This is a genomic window from Paenibacillus nanchangensis, assembly GCF_046543445.1.
Classification (GTDB): domain Bacteria; phylum Bacillota; class Bacilli; order Paenibacillales; family Paenibacillaceae; genus Paenibacillus_AQ; species Paenibacillus_AQ nanchangensis.
The window spans coordinates 62,680-88,526 of sequence record NZ_JBHOFD010000005.1; the positions used below are offsets into that span (position 1 = coordinate 62,680).

The following is a 25,847-nucleotide window of genomic DNA, read 5'->3' on the forward strand; positions in this document are numbered from 1 at the left end:
CGGCCTGCCGTACCGGCACAGCCGCTTTCAAAGATTACATAAATCCGTTAGCCGCCAAAAAATCCCGGCTGATGCCCGAACCGCGGTTGTCTTCTTCTTCGACGTCCTGGTCCCGCGGCCCGAAACGCAGCAGATGCTCCACGTATTTGCCGAGCACATCGCATTCGAGGTTGACGCTGTCCCCGCTGCGTTTATGCTGGAGTACGGTTTCCCCAAGCGTATGCGGGATAATCGAGACGGTAAACGACGTATCGCCAGCCGAAACTACGGTCAGGCTGATCCCGTCAATCGTAATGGAACCTTTAGGGATAATGTAACGGAACAGCGAGCTGCGCGCCGGAGCAATCTCGAACACCACGGCGTTTTGATCCCGTCTTACCCCGCGGATGACGCCGGTTCCGTCAACATGCCCCTGCACGATATGGCCGCCAAACCGTCCGCCCGCGCTCATCGCGCGTTCCAGGTTTAAGCGGCTGCCCGGCCGGAGCTCGCGCAGATTGGTGTTCCGGTACGTCTGCGGCATCACATCCGCCGTAAAAAATCCGTCGCCGACCGATGTCGCCGTCAGGCAAACGCCGTTGACGGCGACGCTGTCCCCTATCTTCAAATCATCCATGATAACGGAGGCGGCGATGCTGAGCACCATCATTTCGCTGCCCGGCGTTACATTCCGCAGCACCCCGACCTCCTCAATGAGTCCTGTAAACATGGGCGCCCTCCTGTCTTAAGCCCCGTCCGCCGGCTCTTCGCCGGAAGGATAGTCGGGGATTCCGTTAATACATACATTATCTCCGACGGTCTCTACTTCCACTCCCCGCAGGTTAACCGCATCCCCCATCTTTTCAAAGCCGGGCCAATCGAACACGGAGGGGGCCAAAGCGCCTCCTCCTACGATTTTGGGTGCGATAAACAGGGTGATCCGGTCAACGAGACGGCGTTCCAGCATGGCGCCGTTCAGCGCGCCCCCGCCTTCGAGCAAAATCGAACTGATTTCCATTTCCCCCAGCTTGTCCATGGCTGCCTCAAGATCCACACGCGGCCCGGCGCCGCATCGGATCACCTGGACGCCTGCTTTCACGAGTTCGGCTTCTTTGGCCAGGTCCGCCGATTCCACCGTCAAGATCAGCGTCGGCGCCGCTCCGTCCTTCACGACAGCCGCATCCAGAGGTGTCCGCAGCGACGAATCAACGATAATACGGGTTGGATGAATACCCGGAACCTCGGTACGGGTCGTCAGCGAGGGATTGTCGGCGAGCACCGTGCCAACCCCGACCATGATCCCCTGATGCCGGTGGCGCAGCGTTTGAACGATCCCCCGGGCTTCCGCATTGGATATCCATTTACTGTCTCCCGTCCGGGAAGCAACCTTCCCGTCTAAGGTGGTGGCGCTCTTCAGCGTAACAAACGGGCGTTTCGTCAAAATGTATTTGATAAACTTCTCATTCAGCCGCAGGGCGCGTTCACGCAGCAGCCCCACCTCGACTTCGATGCCGTGCTCGCGCAGCATGGCCACTCCCCTGCCGGCCACCGCGGGATTCGGATCCTCGCAGGCCACCACAACGCGGGTTACGCCTTCGGTAATCAGCCGCAGGCTGCAGGGCGGCGTCTTGCCGTAGTGGCTGCACGGCTCCAGCGTCACATAAGCGGTGCTGCCGGCGGCCTGTCCCGCCGCCATGTTCAGCGCATGCACCTCCGCATGCCCGCCGCCGCGCGCCAGATGTGTGCCGAGGCCGATCATCGCCCCGTCTTTTACCACCACACAGCCGACAACCGGATTGATTCCGGTTTGCCCCTGCGCACGTTCAGCCATATCCAGTGCAAGGGACATATAAAACTCATCATTCATTGTATCCATCTCGATCCTCCGCTTCCCCGGCCGGCGGCCGGTTGTTTCGCACACGGGAAAATAATAAAGCCACCCATCCAGATCCCTGCCTTAGGGAATGGATGGGTGGCGTGAGAGTCGCATGAAATCAGCACAGCGCTGTACATTAAAGAACACAACGGCCGGTTTATATTCACAGAAAAACCCGAATAAACCGTTCATTGTGAAATCACGCACATAGCTGTCTGAAAGCCGCACAGAAGACTGCCCGATCAAGGCAAGCCGCTTTACCTCTCCTTCTTCCATCCAGACTATACTGTCGGTCCCGGAATTGCACCGGGTCAGCCTCCCGCCGCTTGGACGCGAGGGTCGCGGACTGACACAGATCCGGGCAACGCCGAACCTGCTGATCACCGCCGGTAGGGAATTTCACCCTGCCCTGAAGGATCGCTGCTGCTTAAGCTATAGTTCAATCAAATGAATTAACCCTAAATTATCACTACAGCCGGCAAAAATCAAGTGCATTTATTATATAAACTATAATTTAGTAAGTTTAAATGGGTTTGAAGGTGACAAATTTCCTGAATAAGGCTATTCTAATCGTGCCTGAAATTGTCAAGGCGGATGGCCTGAATCATCCCGGAAAGGAGTCCTATGATTTCATTTTTCGGACGGAACCGGTCAGCGGATTTCGTCATGTTCTCCGCTTCCCACGGGGCGGCGGTGCTTGCGCTGATTGTCTGCTGCCTGGCGCTGTTCGCCTGCAGACACCGGCTCCGTTCAAGTCCTGCCGCCGCCCGGGCCTTCCGGCTGCTGCTTGCCGCCGTTCTGCTCGGTTCGGAGCTGTGCCTTCAGCTGTGGTACGTCAGCCAGGACATATGGAAGCCGCGGCATTCGCTTCCGCTGGAGTTGTGCGGGATCACCCTGCTTTTATCCGCCGTGCTGCTGCTTACCCGCAGCCGGCTGCTGTACAGATTTCTGTTTTTTGCCGGAATCGGCGGTGCGCTCGTTGCCTTTGCTACACCTAATCTCGTTTATCCGTTTCCGCATTTTCGCTTCCTGCAGTTTTTTATCGCCCACACGGCAATCATATTAACCCCGCTTTATATGACCTGGGTGGAGGGCTACCGACCAACCTGGAAATCGGTAGGCTTCACGATGCTGTGCCTGAATGGACTGGCCGCTGTGGTCTGGATGATTAACCGGGAACTTGGCTCCAACTATATGTTCCTGAACCGCAAGCCGGACACGTACTCGGTGCTCGACCATTTTGGTCCGTATCCAAACTATCTGCTGGCCGAAGAAGTGCTGGCGCTTGGGCTGTTCAGTTTCATGTACGCCGCGTTTTTCCTTCTCCCGGAACGGATCCGCGCCAGCCGGCGCCGGTAAGGGCAGCGGGTATCTGGGCACTGCGGTAAGGGCCCGGCCACTGTGGTAAGGGGCAGCTGATATCCTGGCGCTGCTGTAAGGAGCCGCTGATATTCGGGCGCTGTAAAGAACCTGGCGCTATCCTGTAACGGTAAAAGGTTGACGGTATCGGTCACTATTAAAAAGCTGACGCTACCCGGCTCGTGTCCACCAACTAGCGTTTCGTCCGCCGTTTCGCTCCGGCGAACTGATCCAACGCATGCCGCAGCGCCTCGCGGGGATGGGACCATAGCATCCGCGGTCCGGCATACCGCATAACGGCGCGGATTTCCTCGCGGTAGACCGGCTTGTAGCAGTGAACGGGGCAGCGGGCGCATGTGCTTTTCTCCTCACCAAAACGGCAGCGTGTTAGGCGGAGCTGCGCGTACGCAAGCAGCTCTCCGCAGCGCTCACACAGCTCGCCGTCCGCACCGGAGCGGTGAGCATGCCCCTTGCAGTATTTTGCAATCATGACAGCCACGATCCGCTTCTCTCTTGTGATCCGCGGACCTTTATTCTCCGCAGGTCCTTTATTCTCGGCAGGACCGCTGCGTCCGGCTTGGGCGGTACCAGCTTCCATTAGTTCATCTCCTCTCGTCTGAACAGTTCGTATTGCTAAATAAAATTGCATTCAAGACGGATAACAGACAAAAAACCGGCGCAATCTATGCGCCGGCTCTTGATGTCCAAAAGGACCGGTACTTGTCCGGCCAATCGGTAATTACGCTTCGTACACTTCCACGGAAGTCATCTTGTCGCGGCCTTGGAAAGCGTCGACTAACTCCATGCCTTTTTCCACTTTGCCGAACACGGTGTGCTGGCCGTCAAGATGCGGCTGCGGCGCGTAGCAGATATAGAACTGGCTGCCGCCGGTGTTGCGGCCGGCATGGGCCATAGCCAATGTTCCGCGCTCGTGTTTGTTCGGGTTGATCTCGCAGTTGATGGTGTAGCCAGGGCCGCCTGCTCCTGTGCCGTTCGGGCAGCCGCCTTGGGCGACGAATCCCGGGATAACGCGGTGGAACACGAGGCCGTTATAAAAACCGGAATTAGCCAGCTTCTCGAAGTTGGCTACCGTGTTGGGAGCGTCGTTCTCAAACAGGTCCAGCAGCACCTCGCCGCCGTTCTCAAGCGTAATCTTAGCTTTCTTTGCCATATGTAAATGACTCCTTTCAGTAGGGGCAATGTGTGACACTTTTCCAGTGTACTATGAAACGGGATGCAAAGCAAAATGAACCGTACAGGCAGTCAAAAGAGCGGACTATCCGGCGGGTATCGAGCCCTTGATCCGTTGTCCGCTCTTCTCTGCCTTCTTAAGGCTGTATTACTTCGTTACCGGCTGCTTGGCGATCCGTTCAGGCACCAGGTCATTCGCCACGATGTCGTCATGGCTCTCCCGTCGTACGACCAGGTCGCTTTGTCCATTTTGTACAAAGACAACAGCCGGACGGCGGATACGGTTATAGTTGCTCGCCATCGAATAGTTGTACGCGCCGGTGCAGGCTACCGCCAGCAGGTCGCCGCTTTCAGGCCGCGGCAGCTCCACATCCCAGATTAGCATGTCGCCGCTCTCGCAGCATTTGCCCGCGATCGACACGGTCTCTTCCGCCGGCTGCGACGCCCGGTTGGCGAGCAGCGCTTCATATCTCGACTCGTAAAGCGCAGGGCGGGGATTATCGGTCATGCCGCCGTCTACTGCCACATACTTGCGCACGCCCGGAATTTCCTTGGTTGTGCCAACCGTGTACAAGGTTGTGCCTGCATCGCCGACAATGCTGCGGCCCGGCTCAACCCAGATCTCGGGCAGACTGGCGGAAATTCCGGCAAAATGCGTCTTCACCGCGCCGGTGATCGCCCGCACGTATTCTCCCACCTGAAGCGGCGTATCGCCTTCGGTGTAACGGATGCCAAAGCCTCCCCCAAGGTTAACGACCGTAAACTCGATGCCAAGGCCTTCCTTAACGCTGCGTGCAAAAGAGGCAACTCTCTCCACGGCAAGCTCAAATCCTTCGGTCTCAAAAATCTGGGAGCCGATATGCGAATGTACGCCGAGCAAAGTAAGGTTGGACAGGGCCGAGGCCTGCTTCACCGCTTCATAAGCCGTACCGTTGCCGATATCGAATCCGAATTTCGAATCCGTCTGACCCGTGGTCATGTATTCATGCGTGTGAGCTTCTACGCCCGGCGTAACGCGGAGCAAAATCTTGACGTTGCGTTCCTTGCCGGCGGCGATAGCCTGAAGCAGTGCAAGCTCCGTAAAGTTATCGGCTACAAAGCAACCGATCCCGGCGTCGATCGCCATTTCGATCTCATCCGGCGTCTTGTTGTTGCCGTGAAAATGGATCCGCTCCACCGGGAAACCCGCCTTCAGTGCGGTGTACAGCTCGCCGTCGGACACCACATCCAGCGACATGCCTTCTTCGTCAGCAATCCGGCACATGGCCATAGTCGAAAACGCCTTGCTTGCATAAGCAACCTGAAACCCGAGTCCGGAAGCCCGGAAAGCGTCCATATATTCGCGGCAGCGCTGCCGTACAAGCTGCTCGTCCACTATATAGAGCGGCGTACCGTATTCGGCTTTGAGCGCCGTTACGTCACAACCGCCAATCTCCAAATGTCCTTCGTCATTAATCCGGCTTGTACCGTGTAAATACATAATTTGCAGTCCTCCGATTTCATGGGGAACGCCTATGTCCCCGGTTTGATGCTATCAGTATAGCAAACGGAGGGCACGCCGTTAATGGACAATTGTGCAGTTCATTTGTATTATCCTGCGTTTATTGCTTGCCGCCCTGTTTGCGTCCAATACGTGTGTTGTCCCGGGTTTTATTGAAGGACGGCCTTCTTCCCGAACTCAAAAGCGGCTGACGCAGCAGGATCGCACCGATCGCTTTTGCATTAAATGGTATAAAAGGCCACAGGTACGAGGAGTTGTAGGACCGGTGTACCGTGAGCAGCAGGATAAGCGCCGTGGTTCCGATCATAAAACCCGGCACCTGAAATGCCGCGGCAAGAATCAGCAGCGCCAGCCTGACGACACGGTTGGCCAAACCAAGCTCATAGCTGGGCGTAGCGAACATGCCGATAGCGGCGACAGCCATATACAGCACAACCTCGTTTACGAACAACCCGGTCTGGACAGCGATGTCGCCGATCAGAATGGCGGCGATCAGACCCATCGCGGAGCCAAGCGGGGTTGGCGTATGCACCGCGGCCATCCGCAGCAGATCCACCCCGAACTCGATCATCAGGAACTGGGCCAGCAGCGGGATTTTGGCATTTTCGTGCGGACCGATAAAATCCAGCATCGGCGGTTTCAGCTCAGGATGTATGACAAGCAGCAGCCACAGCGGCAGCAGAAACATCGAAGCAAAAATCCCGGCAAACCGCACCCAACGGAGATAGCTGCCCATAAACGGGGTCTGCCGGTTCTCCTCCGCATGCTGGCACAAATCAAAAAACGTTGTCGGCGTAATGATCACGCTCGGCGACGTATCAACAAACAGGACTACGCGTCCCTCCAGCAGATGGGAGGCCACAACATCGGGCCGCTCGGAATAACGCACCATCGGGTACGGATGCCAGCCTCTCCCGATAATAGCTTCCTCCAGCTGTTTGTCCGCAAGCGGAATGCCGTCGACGTCGATTTCCTTAAGTTTGTCTTTCACCGCTTTGACCTGGGTTTTGTCGGCAATATCGTCAATATACGCAACTGAGACGTCCGTCCGGGAACGGCGGCCGACCGGAGAGGTCTCGAATCGCAGTCCGGGATCGCGTATGCGGCGGCGGACCAGCGCAACGTTAGTCATGAGCGTTTCCGTAAAACCGTCCCGTGATCCGCGGACCACCCGCTCTATCGTAGGTTCATCGGGGCTGCGGACCGGATAGTTCCGCGTATCCATCATGACAACAACGGACTCTCCATCAATAAACAGCAGGCTGTATCCGCTCAGCATTTTGGCCAGCGCCACGCTGAGCTCCGTCCCCCGCTCTACCTGGATGTGCGGAATATACTCCAGCACAAAGGCATCTATTGCATCCGTAGACACGTTATCAGGTGATAAATAGGTTAGTCTTTTCAGAATCTCGTCGAGAATGACGTCCTTTGCAAAACCGCTGATAAACACAAGAGCGGCATCCCGCTCGCCAAACCGCATGGCCCGGTACACCAGATCAAAGGAGCTGCCGAGGCCCACCACTTCTGTCAGGGTTCCCTTCAAATCCTCCAGCTTTTCGGGGATGCGGTCGTCCCCCTGCCAGTATACGACCGATTCTTTGATGGAGTCCGAACGCTCAGTATCCCTCTTTTCCTGCAGCGGATCGGCTGCTTTGCGCTTTTTGGACTTCCGCCGGCGTTCGCGGCGCGATTTCTTCGGCTCTTCTTCGGAATCCTCCGCCTGCCGGTTTTCGTTCCGGCCCTCTTTCCCGCCGGCGTCCCCATCCTCCTCTGTCCCGGAGGAATCATCCGTATTGTCCGTTCCTGCCGGAGGGGGCTGAGCTGCTTCCCCGCCTTCCTCCTGTCCCAGTTCGCCGGCCGCTTCCATATCGACGCGGGACCGGTTTGGAGACATATCCGTCTCGCCGCCGGAGTCGGAAGCGTCGTCCGCACTGGATTGCGCATCATCCGCTGAGCTTGCAGCGGCGCTGCTGCTGTACTCCGTTTCGTCTTCCGCGTCTGAGGCATCGCTGGCACCGGACTCCTCCTCTTCCTTCGAGCCTGAAGCACCGCTGCCGCTGGACTGCACATCCTCTTCGGAGCTTGCAGCGCCGCTGGCACCGGACTCCTCATCGTCCTCCGAGCCTGACATGCCACTGTCGCCGGGCTCCTCATCCTTCTCCGATTCTGAAGCTGCACTTTCGCCGGACTGCCCATCCTCTTCCGAGTCAGAGCCGCTGCTGGAGGCCTTCTCCGAAGCTTCCGGCTTATTCTTCTCCGGCTCCTCATTCTCCTCCGGCAGATCAAACACAGCCGGTTCCCCGAATCCCTCGGTGTCCCTGCATCCGGAAGCGGCGGGACCCGTGCCGTCCGCGGGCCGCGCCGCTCCAGGCGGGGTTCCCCCATCCGTCTGATCCGCTTTTAAATGCTCCGCCTGAGCATGACCTGCTGTTTCTTGGGCCAGATGGGCTTGACCCGGCTGGGCTTGATCCGGTTCCGCCGTTTCCGCATTCAGCGCTGAATCGGCCGCTTCAGCTCCGGCTTGTTCTCCGGCCCCTTTGTCCTTCGGGTTCTCTTCAGGCAGCGTGTCCCCGCTGTGATAGTATCTGCTCACTTTCGTAACTCCCCTTTCACCTTCGGTATACAAACCAGTCAAACAAGGAACCTGCGACCTTTCCCAGCACCATGGCCATCACCAGGCCAAACATATAAGAGGTCATATTCAGTCTTTTGGCCAAAATCGGCAGCACATTCAGCACCTCCGTCAGCGCCGCGGCGAGCAGGCCGACAAACACCCCGTCCAGCAGTCCTACCACCAGCTCTACCGCCGGTCCCGAAATCATTTGCAGCTGCCAGAAGTCGCACACCGTACCCGCAACCGAACCGGAAACCATCGCACCCTCGTACCAGTGAACCTTGGAATAAGAACGGGTTAGCTGAGCCAGCCGCGGAATCATATCCAGCACAATAAAAAGCGCAATCACGCCGCTGCCGACGGCGATCCCGCAGGCCATCCCAAGAAACAGCTGGATTCCGACAGACAGCGCAGGCGTCATGTGGCTTCACCATCCTGGCTGCAAAGTGATTCGGCCTGCTCTTTTTTGCGGTATTCCTCGCTGATCACGTAGTGATCGATGCTTTTCTGGTACAGGAACATTTCTACCTCAAGCGGGGTCGGCTCCTCGTTCCATTTTTTCTTGAACAAGTGGTTAAAAAACACCACCATCCCGAACCCGATCCCTAGCGAATACGCGGTCTGAAACAAATAAGGATGCTCATCCCTCCTGCCGGTCAACAGCTCAATCAGGCGGATTTGCACCTCCTGCATGCCAACATCCGCATGGAAATTCATAATGGTCAGCGCCGAGCCAAAAAACAGCAGCAGCCACACAACCACAAATAGGGACTGGCGCGGCGCTTTCCGCTCGCTTGCCCCCATAATCTGCACAATGGTACGTCCTTCGCCAATCGGCTCGATCTCCGCGTCAGGATAAACCGACCGGATGCAGGGAATCACCGTCATCATATCGATCAAAATCAGGTTGCCGTCCCGCTCTTTCGGCTCGTACAGCACCATTTGTTTTAATACCGGATCGCGCTCCCGGTCGGCGATAACAAATGCGACATCGTTTAAAGTGATGGCTCTGCCCTTGCTCACGGACGCACGGGTTTTAAGCTGGACATAAATCGGGGGTGCCAAATGCGATCCCATACGCAAACCTCCTTGCATGCCCCAGCAGCCAGAAGCCAAGCCCCGCAGCTCGCGTGCCGGCTGTTCGGCTGCTCTCCCAGGATTGTGAATAGTATGGGAGAAAAATGGAGGTTTTACCCGCAAGCTTGAGGCCTGGTCAATGCGGGCATCTGACGGGCGGGCGAAACCGGCATTTTCCGGGCTGCTGCTCCCCGGCGAGTTACATTTTTTTCCGAAAGGGATAGTCACGTTCCGCTTGCATCTAGTAAGATGAATTTGAATCAGGTGTGATATGCGTCACACAACAATACAAAGCTGGGGGAATGCATGCGTGAAGGGGAAAAAACAAGCCAGACGGAGGGTTTATACCGTTCTGACTCCTTGTGTGCTAGCTGTAAGTCTGGCGGTCTGCATGCCGGCCGCTGCGGGAGCTGCTTTCACCGGCCAAGACGGCCGCGAGCTGCTGACGGTAGAGACGGAAGCCGGCACAGGCGCACAAGGATGGAAAGACGGGGCTGCAGATCTGGCAGATTTGGGCCGGGTTGGCAGTGTGCTTATTCTTAGTGACGGGGGGCTGCTGTTCTCCGATCTGGACAACCACAGCATCCGGCTGCTAAAAAACGGCGAGGTAACAACCTTGGCGGGACTGGCCTACCCTTGGACCAAAGGTGCGGGCGGGCGTCCTGAAGGAGCGTTTCTGGATGGAGCGGGCCGCCTGGCTTTATTTCATTCTCCCGCCGGGCTGACGGCAGCCGCAGACGGAACGGTGTATGTAGCGGACTCCGGCAACCACGCCATCCGGCGTATCTCACCTGACGGCACGGTGACAACCACGGCCGGTCACGGCCTTCCCGGCAGCAAGGATGCAAAGGGACCGCTCGCTTCGTTTAACGCTCCGCAGGATGTGGCGGCCGCTGCCGACGGCAGCATCTATGTGGCCGATACGCGCAATCATCTCATTCGCCGGATTGCGCCGGACGGAAATGTGACGACGCTGAACGCAGCCCCTTCACGTACCGTGACGGTAGGCGGTGATACCCTGCCTGCCGGCGACTACCGCGACGGCCCGCTTGCCGGGGCGTTGTTCAACGAACCGGCAGGGCTTGCGCTCGACAGCAAAGGCAATTTGTATGTCAGCGATTCCGGCAACGGACTCATCCGGTATATTGATTTCGGCTCCGGCACAGTGAGCACGGTTGCGGGCGCCTTCTCCTCCGGCGCTTATGAGGAGACCGGATTATACGCCAAAGGAGCCTACGCGGACGGTCTCACGTTATCCGCACGGTTCAACCGGCCGGCTGGCTTAACGTGGTCGGAAGCCGAAGGGCTGCTGATCGCGGACAGCGGCAACCATGTTATCCGGCGGCTGGCCGGAAAGCTGGTGACAACGGTTGCCGGTTCTTCCGAAGGGCTGTCAGGAAGCGCGGATGGCACCGAAAAAAGCGCGCTGTTCAACGCGCCCGCAGATGTTGCCTACTCCGCCGCAAACGACAAAATCTGGATCGCGGACGCAGGCAGCCGTCTAGTCCGTTCACTCCGCCCGTTTGCCCTTCCCGCGGGCGTCCCTTCTGCCGGAGGGTTGTCGCTCGTCATTGACGGGCGCGCGCTATCGGGAAGCAGCGCCCCCGTTCTGGTGAACGGCAAGCTTATGGTCCTGCTCCGTCAGGCAGCGGATGAGCTAGGATACCGCATCGCCGCCGGGGTAAACGGCGAAATCAGCGTGAGCCGCGGGGACCGTTCCATTTCCATGAAGCCGGGCAGTTCATCTTACCGCATTCAGGAAGGGCAGGAGATGAAAACCCTGTCCGCCGAAGACGTCCCCGTTCTGCTTGGCGGCCGCCTCTATGTCCCTGTCCGGACATTCGGCAGTCTGGTTGGCGCCGATGTCGAATGGCTTCAGGAAGCAAAAACCGCTGTAATCCGCAGCAAGTAACGGCTTGCCTTTTTTCAGCCCAAATATGCAAGGAGGACTATTCTTGAACAAGAAGGCCAAATGGGGTTTGTATACGGCTATTTTTTCCATGCTGGCGGGTTCGCTGCAGCTGCCACTGGCGCCTTCCGCTTCGGCAGCCGCCGGGCAGCCAACCGCCGTGCCGGACCGGGGTATGAAAACTGCTGTATACGGTGTGCTTGAGAACGTTAACGGCGAAGTTTTTGTGCGTAAAGGCGAGTACAACCGAATCAAAGCTTTTTCCGGAATAAAATTGACCCAAGGAGATACGGTGGAAACCGGAAAAGGAAGCGTCGAACTGCTGCTGCAGAGTACGGGAGACCGCATAACGCTGGGCGACGAAGGGGCCCTCAAGCTTAGTACGCTAAGTTTATCCGCAGGCGGGCACATCACACAGCTCGACCTGCTGTATGGAGACGCCTATTTTGCCGTGGCGGATCTCAGCGCTTCGCCCGACCGTTTTCAGCTGCGTACAGGCGAAAGCACGCTTGATGTGCGCGGCACGCATTTTGTGGTTGTTGCCGGCCCGTCAGGAACCTATGTTACCGTGGAGGCGGGTGTTGTTCAGCGTTCCCCCCGTCCGGGTGTAGGACAAAACGAGCCTGCTCTGCCAACCGTCATTTACCCTTCGCAGCAATTGGCCATTCCCCCGGAAGCCTTTTCCCCGAAACCGGGCGTGATCGACAATCTGGAGGATATGATCGCCAACCTGTCTCCAGGGGTGATGGAAGCCATTTTAAAGAACAAACAAGTGATCGACGAAGAAAACGAACGGGTGCTCAAAGAAATGCGGGACCGGGTTAACGAAACAGCCCCTTCCTCCGTCCATTCGGAATTATCGCCGAAAGAAACGTTTGATGAATATGCAGAACGTGTGAAGCAGTCCATGCAGGAACTGGCCAGGGAAGCTGTACAGCAGCAAAAAATAACCGAAAAAACGCTTGAAGAAATCAATCAGGGCCTGCCGTCCGGTGTTTCCCAATATAAACTGGACTTGACTGCCGAAAAACGCAAATCGGACAAGGAAATTGAAGAACTAAAAAAGCAAAAGCAGGAAATCCAGCGGCAGTTAGAACTGTATAAACGGGAACAACAACTATTGCTTGAATCTGCGGTTCCGGATCAAGCCCTGCGCAGAATCATGGAGCAGCAAGTTGCCGCCATCATTGCTTTGATGCAGACGTACCAGGAACAAGCGTATATGCATCCCGAAAAAATAGACCAGATGATGCGGAATGTTATGGAGATGATGAATCGGCTGGCTGAACAGATGATCCGGAATTCTGCGGGCGGACCATCCACCTCCCCGCCTAGACAGCAGGCACCTTTCAGTCCGTTTGATCCGGCGCCGACTTCGTCACCAAGTGCGTCGCCGAGTCCGTCACCGAGCCCGTCACCGACTCCATCAACGGCTCCATCGCCGAGTCCTTCACCGAGCCCGTCACCGACTCCATCGCCGAGTCCGTCACCGACTCCATCGCCGAGTCCGTCACCGACTCCGTCGCCGAGCCCTTCACCGACTCCATCGCCGAGTCCGTCACCGACTCCGTCGCTGAGTCCTTCACCGGCTCCATCGCCGAGTCCGTCACCGGCTCCGTCACCGACTCCATCGCCGAATCCGTCACTGACTCCGTCGCCGAGCCCGTCATCGACTCCGTCGCCGAGTCCGTCACCGACTCCATCGCCGAGTCCATCACCGGCTCCATCGCCGAGCCCGTCACCGACTCCATCGACGATCCCGTCACCGACTCCGTCGCCGAGCCCGTCACCGACTCCGTCGCCGAGTCCATCACCGGCTCCTTCGCCGAGCCCGTCGCCGGCAGAGTTTGCTTTGGACTTTAACGGCAGTTTTATGGAGAGTATTCCCCTGAACCTTATGCATCGTTTTGGTCTGGGCTTGGATTCGGAGTCGCTGCAGTCCATCCGCACCCGGTGGCCGGACACCTGGTCGGACTTGCCCGCCAAGTTCAGCCTGCGCTTCGCCTCAACAGCAGGAGAGCTTGACAACATCGCCTACACGTACCGGATTGGACAGGAATACGGCCTTGGCGTGCTTGAAGACGGCTATGCGCCAATTGAGCACCCGATGCGGCTGGGGGCGCTGACCGATGGCGCTCCGGTTACATTTTCGATCGAATGGCTGTCGATGGGAGACTATAATATGCAGGCAGAACTTTGGGTACAACCTGATCCGGATGGTCCCTGGGTCTCCCTTGGAACCGCGAGTCAAGATTTTACCGTAACCGACCCTGCCTCCTTGAACACAGGCCTGCTCGGAGCCATGTATGTGGATGGTACCAAGCTCCATATCCCGCTGACCCTCGAAGGCAGCTCTGTGTTTGCTGATTATTTGTTAGGACTCTCCGTCTCTGCCCCAGGAAACGAAGCAGAGCAATCCTTTGAGCTGGTGCGAAAATCACCGGACGGTAGTTCTACCCCGCTGGCCTCCGGGAAAACTCAAGACGGAACAGCCGTCCTGCTCGATTCGGGCGATTATCCGCTGTATGGTTCAGCGTACGGACTGAACGGTGAGGCCGGAGACTGGCTGGAGCTGGTCTGGCAAAACCCTCCGGAAGGCGACCATGCACTGCTGCTGTCGTGGCTCATGTTCCCGACCCGCTTTATGGAGGGTGTGCCCGTTGATGGCGTCCTCCCGGTCACCTTCTCCATCCCTCTGTCTCCTACGAGCTAAACAGCTGTGTGAGCAGCCTGGAAGCCCGGGGGAGTTTACCTACACCAGGAGTTTACTCTTGCCAGGAGATTACTCTCGCAATTGTATACTCTCGCCAGGAGTTCACTCTCTCTAGGAGGCGAAAAACCCTCATACTTCCTTTTTCGCAGCTAAAATATGCAAAAGCCGGACGCCTTCGCGTCCGGCTTTTAACTTCCCTTTTCTAATACCACTTCCCTTCTGCCACAGGATCACCCTAACGCTTCCCTACCTACCACTGGCCGCCTTCATCGTAAACCGATGGACGCACACCAAGGGGCGTCAAAGCATGAGTCCGGTCCAGATAGATAAAAGCGTCATACCGTTCAGGAAGCACCGTAGGCACATAATTGCCGCGTTCCCGCCCCGGATGGTACACCACCCCGATGGCCCGGTGGCCCAAACTTCCGCTGAGCGCGGGCCCCCAATTCTCGAATAGGATCAGTTTGTCCTCCGCGCCTGTACGGTGAACCAGTTCCTCCCAGCTGCCTTTTATTGCAGGCGGCACAGGCATCACTTCGGCAGGAGCGCCCCATGCGGAGCCTGCGATAACAGTACCCTCATAGGTTCCGAATCCCACCGCATACACTTGGCTGCCGTACTGTTCCCTAAGAAGCTGCCCGACGTTGACCATCCCTTCCAAAGCCATATCGGTCGCCCGGGCGTCGCCAATATGCGTGTTATGCTCCCAGACGACCGCTCTTGCAGCCGGTCCGTAGTGGTCAAGCAGCTTTTGCAGGGCTTTTACCATATGGCGGTCGCGCACATTCCATGACTCCGTATCATGCCGCACCATCGTGCGGTAGTAGGCTTCCGCTCCGGCCAATGCTTCGGCGTTCATCTCCGCGTTCAGCGTGCCTTCTTTTTCCTCATCGGATGCGTTCCGTCTGCGTTCGGTCAGCCGCTGCAGCAGCTCATCCGTTTCCGCCACACAGCCCTCGCCAAGAAAAGAAGCCGCAATCCCGTACGTCTGCTCATCCCGGTTATAGGGTTCAAAACACTCGAACGCCGCCTTAGCCGCCTCAAGATCCGCCCCGCCTCGTTCCTCAAGGTAACCGATAATTTCATCCATCGACTCCCAGAGGCTGTACAGATCAATCCCGTAAAATCCGACTTTTTCACGCTCCGCTTTGTCCGCATTATACTCCCGCAGCCACTCCGCCATCGCTTCGATTTCCCGGTTAGCCCACATCCATGTCGGCCATCGGCGAAAAGAACGCAGCGCCTCTTCCGCTGCACCAGCGTCAGACTGGCCCATCACATATTGGTTCAGAGTATAGCAGGCCGGCCAGTCGCCTTCCACGGCGATAAAACGGATGTTTCCTTCCTGAATCAGCCTTTTGGTGAGCTCCGCACGGACAGTGTAGAACTCGGATGTTCCATGCGAGGCTTCTCCCAACAGCACAACTTTTGCTTGTTCCGTTTTGGCTGCCAGCAGCATCCCGGCTGGTTCCTGCGCAAAAGGCCTGGACAGCCTGCGGATTTCCTCCAATATTTTTTGTTCGTCCATCCCTATTCCTCCTTACACCTGTACGGTGGTCTGTACCAAAGCGTGCGCAATTCAGCACTTTCCCATACTTCTATTGACTATTTACCTCCTGCAGGCATAACAAAAAGCCCGGACCGGCAATTTACCCAGTCCAGGCGGTTCACTTGCATTTTTACAAGCGGCTTCAGGCCGCTATATTTGACTCCTCTGGCAGCGTTTTGCTCTGCCCGGTTGAAATGCGGAACAGCGCAAACCAGATTAGCGCAAAACCCGCAAGCTGGGCTACAGTCACTACTTCCTGAAACACCAGCCAGTTGATCACGACACCCGTCATTGGAAAACTAAGTTCGGCCAGCGTCGCCACCGATGCTTTGGTGGTGCTGAGTCCCTTGTAATAAACCAGCATACTCAGCAGCCCGGGCAGCAGCGCCTGCAGCAAAAGGTTCAGTCCAATCAGCGCGCTATCCCCTGCGCTGTCGCCAAATTGCCACGGCGCGCCTTCCGACGCCGTAATCACGAACAGCAGGGGCAGCGCCAGGACAAAACGCAGCGAGGTAACGGTCTCGTACTGCATCGTGCCGAGCAGGTAACGTCCCATCACCGTGGATGCGCCCCACAGCGCGGCGGCACCCATCGCCATCAAGCTGCCGGCGGAAATAAAAGCGCCCGCATGGCCAAACGGCACCGCCCAGCCGAAGGTCAGCAGATACGTCCCCGCGAGAGCAACCAGGAACAACAGACCGAACCGGCGCGGCAGCCGTTCCTTCAGCAGCAGGGCGGCAAGGCCAACGGCGAACAGCGGCTGCAGCTTCTGCAGCAGCAGCACTGCGTTCAGATCGCCGTACTGCAGACCTTTGGTGAACAGAATCGTCGCCAGAGCCGACCCGCCCCACGAGATGGCAATCAGGGCGCCAACGTGGCGAAGCCGCAGTTTTTTTAACTCCGCACGCCGTTTCCAGAGCACCGGAGCCGCCGCCAGAAACAAAACGGCATGCTCCAGCAAAACGATCTGGGACGACGTCAGGTGATCAAGCAGCAGAATGCGGAACAGCGGGTCGACGCCCCATAGCGCCGCCCCCAAAACGACAAACCAGAACCCGCCCCGCCGGGCGGACGGTGACGGAATCGAGGAAGATACAGTAACATTGCTCATTGTCAGTGGCTCCTTATCCTACAAAAACCCTCTTGAAAAGAGACCAAAAACCCCCGAACCTGCTGGTAAACCAGCTGTCGGGGGCATCCACAATAGAAGCGTCCGCACGGCGCGGCGCCTGTATGAATGGATTCTCTCTCATCCGGACTATACCGTCGGCTCTGGATTTGCACCAGATCAGTCCAGCCGTACCTCTGCTTCGGCCGGAGTCGCGGGCTTGACTCCATGAGGGAGCTTCACCGCCGGTAGGGAATTTCACCCTGCCCCGAGAATCTTGTATCGTTATATTTTTCACAAGGACAGAATACTCCTTTTTGCTCCCCGCGTCCAGTACTTTGGCAAAGAAATCCGGGTAAGCCCTTCCATTCCGTCCAGGTAACCGCTGCCGGTTCCAGTTTTGTTGTTTTTTGGTGCTGAACGCTTGTTATAATGGGTGGAGCATAGTTGAACAAACTGAAGATATTGGAGGAAAGGATGAAAGAAAATATCGGTTTCCGGATTTTATGGACCTTGCCGGCTGTCGCGGGCATTCTATTCATCGGCTATATTGCGGTTATCTTTAGCTCCTTACTCGGCGGGCTGTTGTTTTATACGCCGCTGATTGCCGCCTTATTCATTGGCCTTGCCTTGTATACGGCGATGAGCATTATCGGTCTGCCCCAGCGCCGCATCCGCAACCGTCTGTTGCTCGGATTTCTGGTGTTGTGCGCGCTGACAACGGCCGGGTATGAGATCCGGCAGGCTTACCATAACAGCTTTGCGGAAGTGGACGAACCCGAGATCGATTTAGGAGGATACGCCCCTTTTGCAGAAAATACCCTGGCTGTGCGTCTTGACGCTCCCGCCTCCTACCGGATCCGCGATCATCTGCCCAAGCTTGACGGCGCCACCGCGCTGTACCCGCTTTATTCCGCGTTTGTGCAGGCCGTCTATCCGGAAGGAACGTATAATCCTTACGATTTTGAGATGGCGGAGAGCCCGGTTATCTGCACCACTACGCCGGATGCTTACAACAATCTGCTGTATGGCAAAGCGGATATCATTTTTGCTGCCGGTCCTTCAGAACAGCAGATCAATCAGTTCAAAAGCAAGGGGCTTGAGCTAAAGCTGACACCGATCGGACGGGAAGCCTTCGTATTTTTTGTGAACAAGCGGAACCCGGTCAGCAGCCTCACTTCCAGCCAAATTAAAGACATTTACTCCGGCGCGGTGACCAATTGGGAGGAAGTCGGCGGCAAAGACGAGACGATCCGCGCTTTCCAGCGGCCCGAGGGCAGCGGCAGCCAGACCATGCTTCAGAAAGTTATGAAGGGGACGGAGCTGATGAAACCGCCCACGGAGGATATCGCCGATGCCATGTCCGGCATTATTTCACGCACCGCCAACTACAAAAATTACAAAAACGCCATCGGCTACTCTTTCCTGTTTTACGCCTCCGAGATGAACCGCAGCGGTGAAATCAAACTGCTTGATATTGACGGCATTCATCCCGACAAGGCAAGCATCCGCAGCGGCGAATACCCGTTTGCGGCCGAGTTTTACGCTGTTACCGCCGGCAGCGGCAACCCCCATATTGAAGCGTTTATTCAGTGGATGCAGTCGGATGAAGGGCAGCAGCTGGTAGAAAAAACGGGGTTTACCTCATTGAGGTAACCCCGTTTGCGGTACACATTTGCCTGCTTCGCTTGGCGTATTGTCCCGCTAGCTCCACACACGCATCCGTTCAGCCAGATTTGACGTGTGCAGCTCCAATTGAATGCCGTCGGGATCGAGAAAATTGACCGACCACCCCTGCCCGCGCTTGACCGGTCCCCGGACGATCGTGATCCCCGCTTCTCTCAGCGCGTCAGCGGCACCTTCAAACTCCGCTTCATCAATGGAGAACGCGATGTGATCGAACCCGGTCTTAGGCTCCGTCCCGTCCGCTGTTTGAGCGGCAGTCACCCGGTCCGCCTGGAGCAGGCAGATCCAAGCCGTCCCCCATTCCAGATAAGCGTCTGTCCTGCCCCGGTGCACCAGCTTCAGTCCCAATACGCCGGTGTAAAAATCAATCGACCGTTCCAGATCGCCGATCCGGAGCGTTAAGTGATTAAAACCCGTTACCTTCATAGCCCCGCCGTTTCCTCTCTGCGCATTAGCTGTACTGAAACAGCTTCCGCCGTTTCTCGGGATCCGGGTCGGATACCGGATGCGTATCCCGGTCGAACAGCATCGTGATCCGGCTTTCCGTATCATAATTCGGCCAGTCCAGCTCATCCGCCCGGGGTTCCCCGCTGCGCGCAAAAGCCGTCCAAGCCGCCATCATTTGCGACGACAACCGCTGCGCCGCGGCATCCGGTGTCACCCCGAGCCGCTGCAGTTCAGCCAGGTTGCCGAAAGCGAACACAATCTCCGCCCCATGCACCGCCTTATACAGCAGCGGATGGCCCGGCATATTCCAGTCGAAGCGGTACATCCATACCGGACCGTGCGGAACCTGGCTTTCGGCCAAAGCGACCGCACTGCGCCAAAAGAACAGATCGGTCATAATTTCGGCCTGCCCCTCCCAGGACTTATCGTACCCGGAAGCGAGCTCGCCGACATTTTGCAGACCTGTCAGCATCCGCAGCGCCGCAAGCGACTGCTCAAACTGCGGAACTGCCGATCCTTCACGGAAAAACAAATTGCCTTCGTCATGGTTTGTTCCGATCAGCAGCGGTATCCCTGCCGCAACCCCTTGGGCCACCGCCGTTTCCGGTTCAACCGGAAGAGTCCCCGGCTCAACGACCGGCTGAAAAAACATGCTCAGCGAGCCGCCGGACAGCCGGACATTCATCCGCTGGGCGGCCTCTATAATCTCCGAAGCCGGCAGCGTCTCCAGCGCCACCGTATCGCCGGGGGCAATGCCGAGCTCGCCGAGCAGAGCGCCCGCAATCGCGCTGGACTGCTCCGCGCTGAGCGCCTGCGACGCACCGCTCTGCAGAATCGCCCGGGCGAACAGCCCCCGTGCCGCCGGCATCGCCAGCAGTGCAGCGATGCTCATTCCGCCCGCAGACTCGCCGAACACCGTTACGCGCTCAGGGTCCCCGCCAAATGCGGCAATATTGCGGCGCACCCACTGCAGCGCCGCCACTTGATCGAGCAGGCCCTGATTCGAGGTCAACCCGCCTCCAAGCGGGGCCAAATGCAGGAATCCGAACGGACCCAGCCGGTAATTGAGTGTAACCACCACAACGTCTCCGAAAGCGGCCAAGTTCGCTCCGTCATACATTGCTTCGCTTCCGGCTCCCCGTTCAAAGACACCCCCATGGATCCAGACCATGACCGGACGCCCTTTGGCCGCATCCTGTCCGTCCCGGGGCTCCCCGGCTGGCGACCAGACATTCAGGTAAAGGCAGTCTTCGCTTTCCTCCGGTCCCTCCCCGCCAAACCGTCCGCTCGTCGACACCCCCGTCTGCAGCGAAATTGGGCCGAAGCTGAAGGCATCGCGGATGCCGCTCCAGTCAGCGGGCGGCCCGGGAGCCCGGAATCTGCGCGGGCCTACAGGCGGCTGCGCGTAAGGAACTCCCTTCCAGACATGAACTCCTTTTTCCTCCATGCCGCGGAGAAGGCCGTTTGCCGTTTGTATCACCAGGTTATCCATAGTTCTTCGTACTCCTTTTCTTCCCGGCAGGAACGTTTTTTAGCGGGAATCCTTTTGTTCTTCACGGACGCTGTATAATCCCGACCGGAACTGAAACCACTGGAACAGGTGGGTGAACACCACTTTCAGCACAGCATATCCCGGCACCGCCAAAATAATGCCGACCACGCCGAACATTTTTCCCGCAAACAAAATCACAAAAATGATCGTGATCGGGTGAATTTTAAGCGATTTGCCCATAATTTGCGGCGAAATAAATTTGCCTTCGATCAGCTGAACCGCCGTCCAGACGGCAACCATTTTGAGCAGCATAAACGGGGACGTGACCGCAGCGACAATCAGTGCCGGGGTGATGGCGATCGCCGGTCCCAGATAAGGCACCACAGCCGTACAGGCCGCTACAATGGCGAGGACAAGCGAATATTCCAGACCGATAATAATATAACCGATATAGAGCAGTACCCCGATACAGCAGCTTACGATGATTTGCCCTCTGATATAGGAAGCAATTTTGCCATTCATCTCCGACATAACCAGCCGGGTCTGCGGCTTCATTCCGTCCGGAATGAACCGGATGATATAATCCGGCAGACGTTTGCCGTCCCGCAGCAGATAAAACAGAATAAACGGCGTTGTCACAAGCGCCAGCACCACCTCGGTCAAAGCGCCCACAAAATTCCCGACACCGCTTACGGCATTATTGAGCAGATCGCTTGCCCATGCCGTCACACGTCCCGTAATCTCCGTCAGATCGGAACCAACCGTTTCCTGAATCTGCTCGAATACACTGCTCCCAAGCCAGCCCTGCACCTGCTCCTGAATCTGCGCGCTGTAACGCGGAAAGTTGCCGATCAGTCCCTGCAGCTGGGTTCGCAGCATCGGGATTGCGATCAGCAGAATCAGCGTAATGATGCCAGCGATCAGCAAAAACAAAATGACGATGGCATAAGTCCGCTTCATATAACTGCGTTTTTCCATCCGGTCGACCAGCGGGTTGAGCAAATAATAAGCTACCCCGGACAGAAGGAGCGGCAGCGCAACCGTGTGAAACAGGATGGACAGCGGCCTAAAGATAAATGGAAGTTTGGCAAACACCAGCACATTCAGTCCGATCAGCAGCAGCACCAGCAAAAAAACAACGAATTTATTGTTCAGAAAAAATTTTCTGAACCGTTCAGGCCAAATTTGAAGCTTCTCCATGTGTTTCTTACCGTCCCCCTTGACTGCACCCATTCTTCCCTGACTGGCAGGTTTCCTTCTAGCATAGTGAAGGCGGGCGGCCAAAGTCAAATTCATACGGCGAATCTATACCCTGCACTCTACACCCCAATTTAAACTGGACGATGAACAAAAGCCAGATCAGTTACGGAACCGCTCTCCTTGTACCCGAGATTCCGGTACAGCCGGTTGGATACGGGATTGGCCGCATCCGCATACAGCATGGGAATCCGGCCTTCTCGCAGCACGATTTCACTCAGCTCCGCGGTCAGTGCACCGGCGTATCCCCGGCCCCGGTACTCGGTAGGCGTATAAACATAAGCGATCCGGGCATACCGGTCGCTCCGGTGCACGATTCTGGCCATGGATACCGGTTCGCCATCGACCTTCCAAAACAGCAAATCGCCCTGGCGGATATAACTTTCCGCTGCTCCCAGATGCAGCTCTGGCGGATTGTGCCAGCCGAAAGCATCGAAGTCAAAATCGGCGAGATACCGCGCCACCCGCTCCCTATCTTCCATACCAACCGGCACCGGCTGCCCGGCAACACCTTGCGGACGTTTAAGCTCCGTACAGGCATAAGAGATTAACTTCACAAACGGCTGCGCAGCCAGATTCCGGGGTTCTCCGTACCGCTTGGCGAATTCCTCCGCGATGCCGATATCGCCGGTTACGCCCGGAATCTCCAGCCCTGACACTTGTTCGGCCAGCTCGTCGATCAGCGCCCTCCGCCGCTCTTCTCCGGCATCCCCGGACACCCACAACCACGCGTTGTATTGTCCGGGGGTTTTTCCAAAAATCAGCTGCCCGTCATCGGACCGGATCCGCAGCGAATCCTCCCCCGAAAGAATGAGATGCAGCAGATTATACCGAACCTCGTCGCGAATAAACGTTTCCTGCAGCAGCGTTCCGTCGGACGGATCAAAGTGGACCATCCTACCCGTTCACCTCCATTTTCACTGGCCAGTCGCGCCTCATTCCCAGAGACTGCCAGCACATTAAACCTATCTTAAATCAGGGCGGGGGGAATGGAAACCCGTTTTTTCCCAGCCTTGATGTTTTCACTTTGAACCATAAAAAAAGAACATTGATTTTATCATCAATGCTCTCAAAATTCCTAAGCGTAGGCTTCTACTCCCTTTCGAAAAACAAGAAGACCCTACTTAGTGCGTCGTAACAAGCTCCAATGCATAATGCGTCTTATTCAGCGGCTTGAACTGAAAATTCAAACCAACCTGATGCGGGCGGCCGGCTACCTTCGTATGATACACGTAGTTGATAACGACCGTATCGTCGTCTTTAAAGTGGGTGATCTTCTGGTTGATTTTGGTGTCGGCATTGATGAGCTGAAGCTCTTTCCCCAGCTTCACCAGATCTTTTTTACTCGTTTCGTCCAGAGCTCCCGCCCGCCGCATCACATATTCGCGCTTGCTGCCCTCAATGTCAAAGCCCGTGAGGTCCGGAATCGCTTTATCGATAAAAGCGTTAAACTGCGCGGCATTCCGTTCGGATGCCGTTTCGTCTGTGGCGGTATAATATCCTCCGCAAATTCTCATTACCTGCACCATAATCGGCTTCATCTCTTTAAGGACGACATCATTTTTGAAGCCCTTTTTCAGCTTCAGCACCGAGCTGCTGGAAGGGGAGGTGACGTATTGGGTTTTGGCTGCTTGATTTTTAGCCTGGGCTGCGGGCTTGGCCGCATTCATGACCCCCGCGGGAACAGTCAGGGCCACTGAGGCTGCCAGGATCGCGGACAGCAGGTTGCGTGTAGTGCGTACGTTCTTCATAATTTCCTCCTGAAGGATTGTGAATGAAGTTAAGGGATTACATTTCTCGGGTATTCTACCATGCGGCAAAATTACTCTACAAGATAACCTCCAGCCTATTTTACGAGCCGGGCCGAACTCCTGCCTTTTTGAAAATACAAGAACTTCCCTCCCGCGCTCTTTTCGTTTTCCCGCAAGGCTTTCTTTCACAACCACGCAGAGTCTGCTGACTGTCTCCTCAAATTTTGAGCCTAGCATTAAGCTTGGCTTACGCTCGTTCCGTCATGTCAATCCTTAGCTCTTTGCCTTCAATTGTCTGAACAACAATGGTTTTCCCGTTAAACACAACCTGCAGCCGCTCCAAAGCCTCCGCCCCCGCTTCAGGCGCCATGACCTGTTCCAGCCCCAGCGGCTCCGCCTGATCTGCCTGGTCTGCCTGGTCTGCCTGATCTGCCCGATCTGCCTGATCTGCCCGATCTGCCCGATCCGCTTGATGCCCCTGATTTTTCTGATTCGCCGAAACCGCCATTGCCGAAGCGGGTTCTCCATACACCAGCGAGACAAGCCAATGGACTCCCGGCTCCAGCTCGGCCCGCAGCGTCGGAAGAACTGTTCTCGAATTCAGCACATTGGTGTTGGAATTCGGATAGACCAGCTCGGCCGCACGGTAGCCGAGGAGTCCGGTAACCGCCGAAACACCCTTCAGCGGATGATACGCAGCAGCAGCCTGTGCATGTGCCGAAGCGGTATGTGTTCCGGTGTCCGGCTCCAAACCCAGAGCGAAGCCGCCTTCAGCAGCATCCAGGGGGCGGGCCGAGGCAATGCGATGAACCCGAAGATGCCAGGGCAGGCCGGCGACGATCCAGGTGTCGGCTTCAACGTCGTGCCAAGGCAGCCATTTTGCATACACCACGTTTCCGTGGATTTCCGTCTTTGTATTCCGTCTGCGGACCCGGAACAGATTGTCCCGTTCGCTGAGCGCCAGCATCGAATCAAAAGCGCCCTGCGCCAGCCCCCATTCGGCCCGCGGCACGCTGAACCCGAACGCGGTGGAGTAGACGAACTTTTCGTACTTCGCGGAAGTGTGGGTATGTTCATTGCTTGCAGGGTGCCCGCTGTTAAAGGCAGCAACATGTCCGTAGGTGCGGCTCCGGCTGATCACTAGATGCGCCGGTTTCTGCACCGACCAAGGCCCGCCTTCCGGCAGCGGCAGCTCCTCCGCCTGCCAAAACGGATGGTCCTCCGGCAGCGCCAGCGGCAAAAACGTCTTAAACGACCAATACGGCGAACCCGGCGAGTTGTAATTTTCGGCCATAACCAGATTGGGGTACGTATAACCAACGGTCAGCACCCCGCTTGCGTCAACAATCGGCTGCCGGAACCACCAGCGGAGATTCCGGAGCAGAAGTCCTTTGATTTCGCCGGGCGACAGCACCTCCGAACCCGCATAAGCAAGTGCGCTCCAGAAGGCAGACTGCGCAAAACGATAAGAAAGGCTCCGGCCGTAAGGAAGGGCCGCTCCCGAAGGCTCGAACCAATACACAAATTGCTGGGCGAACCGGTCTGCCCGTTCCTTAAACCGCCGGGCCCGTTCCGGATCGTCCCTCTCCGACAATCTGGCATATATCAGCCCATAGTAATGAATGGCAAAAGGCACGTAATAATCGCTGTGCCCGCCGGGTCCGTCGCTGTACCAGCCTTCATCCAGGTAAAACGATTCAATCCGCTGCAAATTCCGTTCCGTCTGCTCTGCATCGTAAGGCAGCCCGGCCAGGCGGAATCCCGCATTTACAAGGACATGGAAAAACAGCCAGTTGCAGTCGTAGCAGGGACGGCTGTTGATCTGATTCAGCCAGGCATAAAAATTCGAGCGTTCCCGCTCCGTCAGCGGCTCCCAGATCCGTTCGGGAATCACCGCCAGCGCCCAGCCGAACACGGCCATTTCCACCAGCCGCTGATCGTAATCCGCTGCGGTCCCCCAATACTCCTCATGAGCAGGATCTGTTCCATGGCGGATCCCTTCCAGCATGGTGTCCCAGCAGTCCGCTTCTCCCCCGCCCGCAAGCAGAGGAACCAACCCCCACAGCACCCGCGAGAACCCTTCCATTCCCGCCAGCAAAGACGAATAGCTTGCGCCGGACGCTCCCAGTTCAAGACGTGCCCGGCCCGGACTATACCGGTTTGCAAGCGGCTTCATAAGCAAGTCCAGCGTCTGCCCCAAATCGGCCCGGGTCTTCAGCGGATTTTCGGCAAGCTGACCGGCAACCGTCATTTCGTTCATCCCCTATACTCCCTCCTGCTTCCCTGCTCTCCTACTCCCAGAAAAAAGGGCCTGTGCCGTGCAGCCGCGCCAGTCCCT

At 57.0% G+C, this 25,847-nt stretch carries 20 protein-coding genes and 2 riboswitches; of the genes, 4 read left to right on the forward strand and 16 right to left on the reverse strand.

Annotation, left to right across the window (positions count from 1 at the left end; translation table 11 throughout):
• Positions 1-34: 34 nt before the first annotated feature.
• Positions 35-709 carry a riboflavin synthase gene (locus ACE6ED_RS05020; RefSeq protein WP_410825966.1) on the reverse strand — a complete coding sequence of 225 codons (675 nt, stop codon included), beginning with the start codon at positions 707-709 and terminating at the stop codon, positions 35-37.
• A 15-nt stretch (positions 710-724) separates the two neighbouring features.
• Positions 725-1,855, reverse strand: a complete 1,131-nt coding sequence (ribD, locus tag ACE6ED_RS05025; RefSeq protein ID WP_410825968.1) for a bifunctional diaminohydroxyphosphoribosylaminopyrimidine deaminase/5-amino-6-(5-phosphoribosylamino)uracil reductase RibD — start codon at positions 1,853-1,855, stop codon at positions 725-727.
• A gap of 260 nt (positions 1,856-2,115) precedes the next feature.
• A riboswitch (FMN riboswitch) is annotated at positions 2,116-2,276 on the reverse strand.
• A gap of 203 nt (positions 2,277-2,479) precedes the next feature.
• On the opposite strand from ribD, the gene ACE6ED_RS05030 reads away from it, so the two are divergent.
• Positions 2,480-3,214 carry a YwaF family protein gene (locus ACE6ED_RS05030; RefSeq protein ID WP_410825969.1) on the forward strand — a complete coding sequence of 245 codons (735 nt, stop codon included), beginning with the start codon at positions 2,480-2,482 and terminating at the stop codon, positions 3,212-3,214.
• Positions 3,215-3,407: 193 nt separating this feature from the next.
• Here ACE6ED_RS05030 and ACE6ED_RS05035 read toward each other — a convergent pair whose 3' ends face one another.
• The 6 genes from ACE6ED_RS05035 to ACE6ED_RS05060 all read right to left on the reverse strand — a co-directional run bounded on the left by ACE6ED_RS05035 (position 3,408) and on the right by ACE6ED_RS05060 (position 9,597).
• The gene (locus tag ACE6ED_RS05035) at positions 3,408-3,812 is read right to left on the reverse strand and encodes a nitrous oxide-stimulated promoter family protein (RefSeq protein ID WP_410825971.1); all 405 of its coding nucleotides are present in this window, start codon (positions 3,810-3,812) and stop codon (positions 3,408-3,410) included.
• A gap of 141 nt (positions 3,813-3,953) precedes the next feature.
• Positions 3,954-4,385, reverse strand: coding sequence for a peptidylprolyl isomerase (locus tag ACE6ED_RS05040; RefSeq protein ID WP_410825973.1), 432 nt, complete (start codon positions 4,383-4,385; stop codon positions 3,954-3,956).
• A gap of 168 nt (positions 4,386-4,553) precedes the next feature.
• Positions 4,554-5,885 (reverse strand): diaminopimelate decarboxylase, encoded by a 1,332-nt coding sequence (gene lysA, locus ACE6ED_RS05045; RefSeq protein ID WP_410825974.1) that lies wholly within the window; start codon positions 5,883-5,885, stop codon positions 4,554-4,556.
• A gap of 121 nt (positions 5,886-6,006) precedes the next feature.
• Positions 6,007-7,755, reverse strand: a complete 1,749-nt coding sequence (locus tag ACE6ED_RS05050) for a spore germination protein (protein ID WP_410826149.1) — start codon at positions 7,753-7,755, stop codon at positions 6,007-6,009.
• Between the two features lie 760 nt (positions 7,756-8,515).
• Positions 8,516-8,941, reverse strand: a complete 426-nt coding sequence (locus ACE6ED_RS05055) for a stage V sporulation protein AB (protein WP_410825976.1) — start codon at positions 8,939-8,941, stop codon at positions 8,516-8,518.
• The gene (locus ACE6ED_RS05060; RefSeq protein ID WP_410825977.1) at positions 8,938-9,597 is read right to left on the reverse strand and encodes a stage V sporulation protein AA; all 660 of its coding nucleotides are present in this window, start codon (positions 9,595-9,597) and stop codon (positions 8,938-8,940) included. Before ACE6ED_RS05060 ends, ACE6ED_RS05055 begins: the two co-directional genes overlap by 4 nt.
• Before the next feature lie 310 nt (positions 9,598-9,907).
• Here ACE6ED_RS05060 and ACE6ED_RS05065 point away from each other — a divergent pair, with 310 nt between their 5' ends.
• Entirely contained in the window at positions 9,908-11,509 is a 1,602-nt protein-coding gene (locus tag ACE6ED_RS05065) for a stalk domain-containing protein (protein WP_410825979.1), read from the forward strand.
• Between the two features lie 43 nt (positions 11,510-11,552).
• Positions 11,553-14,219 carry a FecR domain-containing protein gene (locus ACE6ED_RS05070; RefSeq protein ID WP_410825981.1) on the forward strand — a complete coding sequence of 889 codons (2,667 nt, stop codon included), beginning with the start codon at positions 11,553-11,555 and terminating at the stop codon, positions 14,217-14,219.
• A gap of 250 nt (positions 14,220-14,469) precedes the next feature.
• On the opposite strand, the gene ACE6ED_RS05075 is transcribed toward ACE6ED_RS05070, so the two are convergent.
• Together ACE6ED_RS05075 and ACE6ED_RS05080 are read right to left on the reverse strand one after the other, a co-directional pair.
• Positions 14,470-15,747 carry an erythromycin esterase family protein gene (locus tag ACE6ED_RS05075; protein WP_410825983.1) on the reverse strand — a complete coding sequence of 426 codons (1,278 nt, stop codon included), beginning with the start codon at positions 15,745-15,747 and terminating at the stop codon, positions 14,470-14,472.
• A gap of 163 nt (positions 15,748-15,910) precedes the next feature.
• Positions 15,911-16,879 carry a DMT family transporter gene (locus ACE6ED_RS05080; RefSeq protein ID WP_410825984.1) on the reverse strand — a complete coding sequence of 323 codons (969 nt, stop codon included), beginning with the start codon at positions 16,877-16,879 and terminating at the stop codon, positions 15,911-15,913.
• 126 nt (positions 16,880-17,005) lie between these two features.
• Positions 17,006-17,156, reverse strand: a riboswitch (FMN riboswitch).
• 167 nt (positions 17,157-17,323) lie between these two features.
• On the opposite strand from ACE6ED_RS05080, the gene ACE6ED_RS05085 reads away from it, so the two are divergent.
• A complete protein-coding gene (locus tag ACE6ED_RS05085; protein ID WP_410825985.1) occupies positions 17,324-18,532 on the forward strand; it encodes a PstS family phosphate ABC transporter substrate-binding protein in 1,209 nt (402 codons plus the stop codon).
• A 48-nt stretch (positions 18,533-18,580) separates the two neighbouring features.
• On the opposite strand, the gene ACE6ED_RS05090 is transcribed toward ACE6ED_RS05085, so the two are convergent.
• From ACE6ED_RS05090 to ACE6ED_RS05115, 6 genes are all read right to left on the reverse strand, one after another.
• Positions 18,581-18,988, reverse strand: coding sequence for a VOC family protein (locus ACE6ED_RS05090; RefSeq protein ID WP_410825987.1), 408 nt, complete (start codon positions 18,986-18,988; stop codon positions 18,581-18,583).
• A 25-nt stretch (positions 18,989-19,013) separates the two neighbouring features.
• A complete protein-coding gene (locus ACE6ED_RS05095; protein WP_410825989.1) occupies positions 19,014-20,501 on the reverse strand; it encodes a carboxylesterase/lipase family protein in 1,488 nt (495 codons plus the stop codon).
• A gap of 39 nt (positions 20,502-20,540) precedes the next feature.
• Positions 20,541-21,701: an AI-2E family transporter gene (locus tag ACE6ED_RS05100; protein WP_410825991.1), complete on the reverse strand. Its 1,161-nt coding sequence runs from the start codon at positions 21,699-21,701 to the stop codon at positions 20,541-20,543.
• A 131-nt stretch (positions 21,702-21,832) separates the two neighbouring features.
• Positions 21,833-22,654, reverse strand: a complete 822-nt coding sequence (locus ACE6ED_RS05105) for a GNAT family N-acetyltransferase (protein WP_410825993.1) — start codon at positions 22,652-22,654, stop codon at positions 21,833-21,835.
• A gap of 228 nt (positions 22,655-22,882) precedes the next feature.
• Entirely contained in the window at positions 22,883-23,509 is a 627-nt protein-coding gene (locus ACE6ED_RS05110; protein WP_410825995.1) for a hypothetical protein, read from the reverse strand.
• A gap of 247 nt (positions 23,510-23,756) precedes the next feature.
• On the reverse strand, positions 23,757-25,760 hold the full coding sequence (locus ACE6ED_RS05115) for a DUF2264 domain-containing protein (RefSeq protein WP_410826150.1): 2,004 nt from the start codon (positions 25,758-25,760) through the stop codon (positions 23,757-23,759).
• Positions 25,761-25,847: the final 87 nt, after the last annotated feature.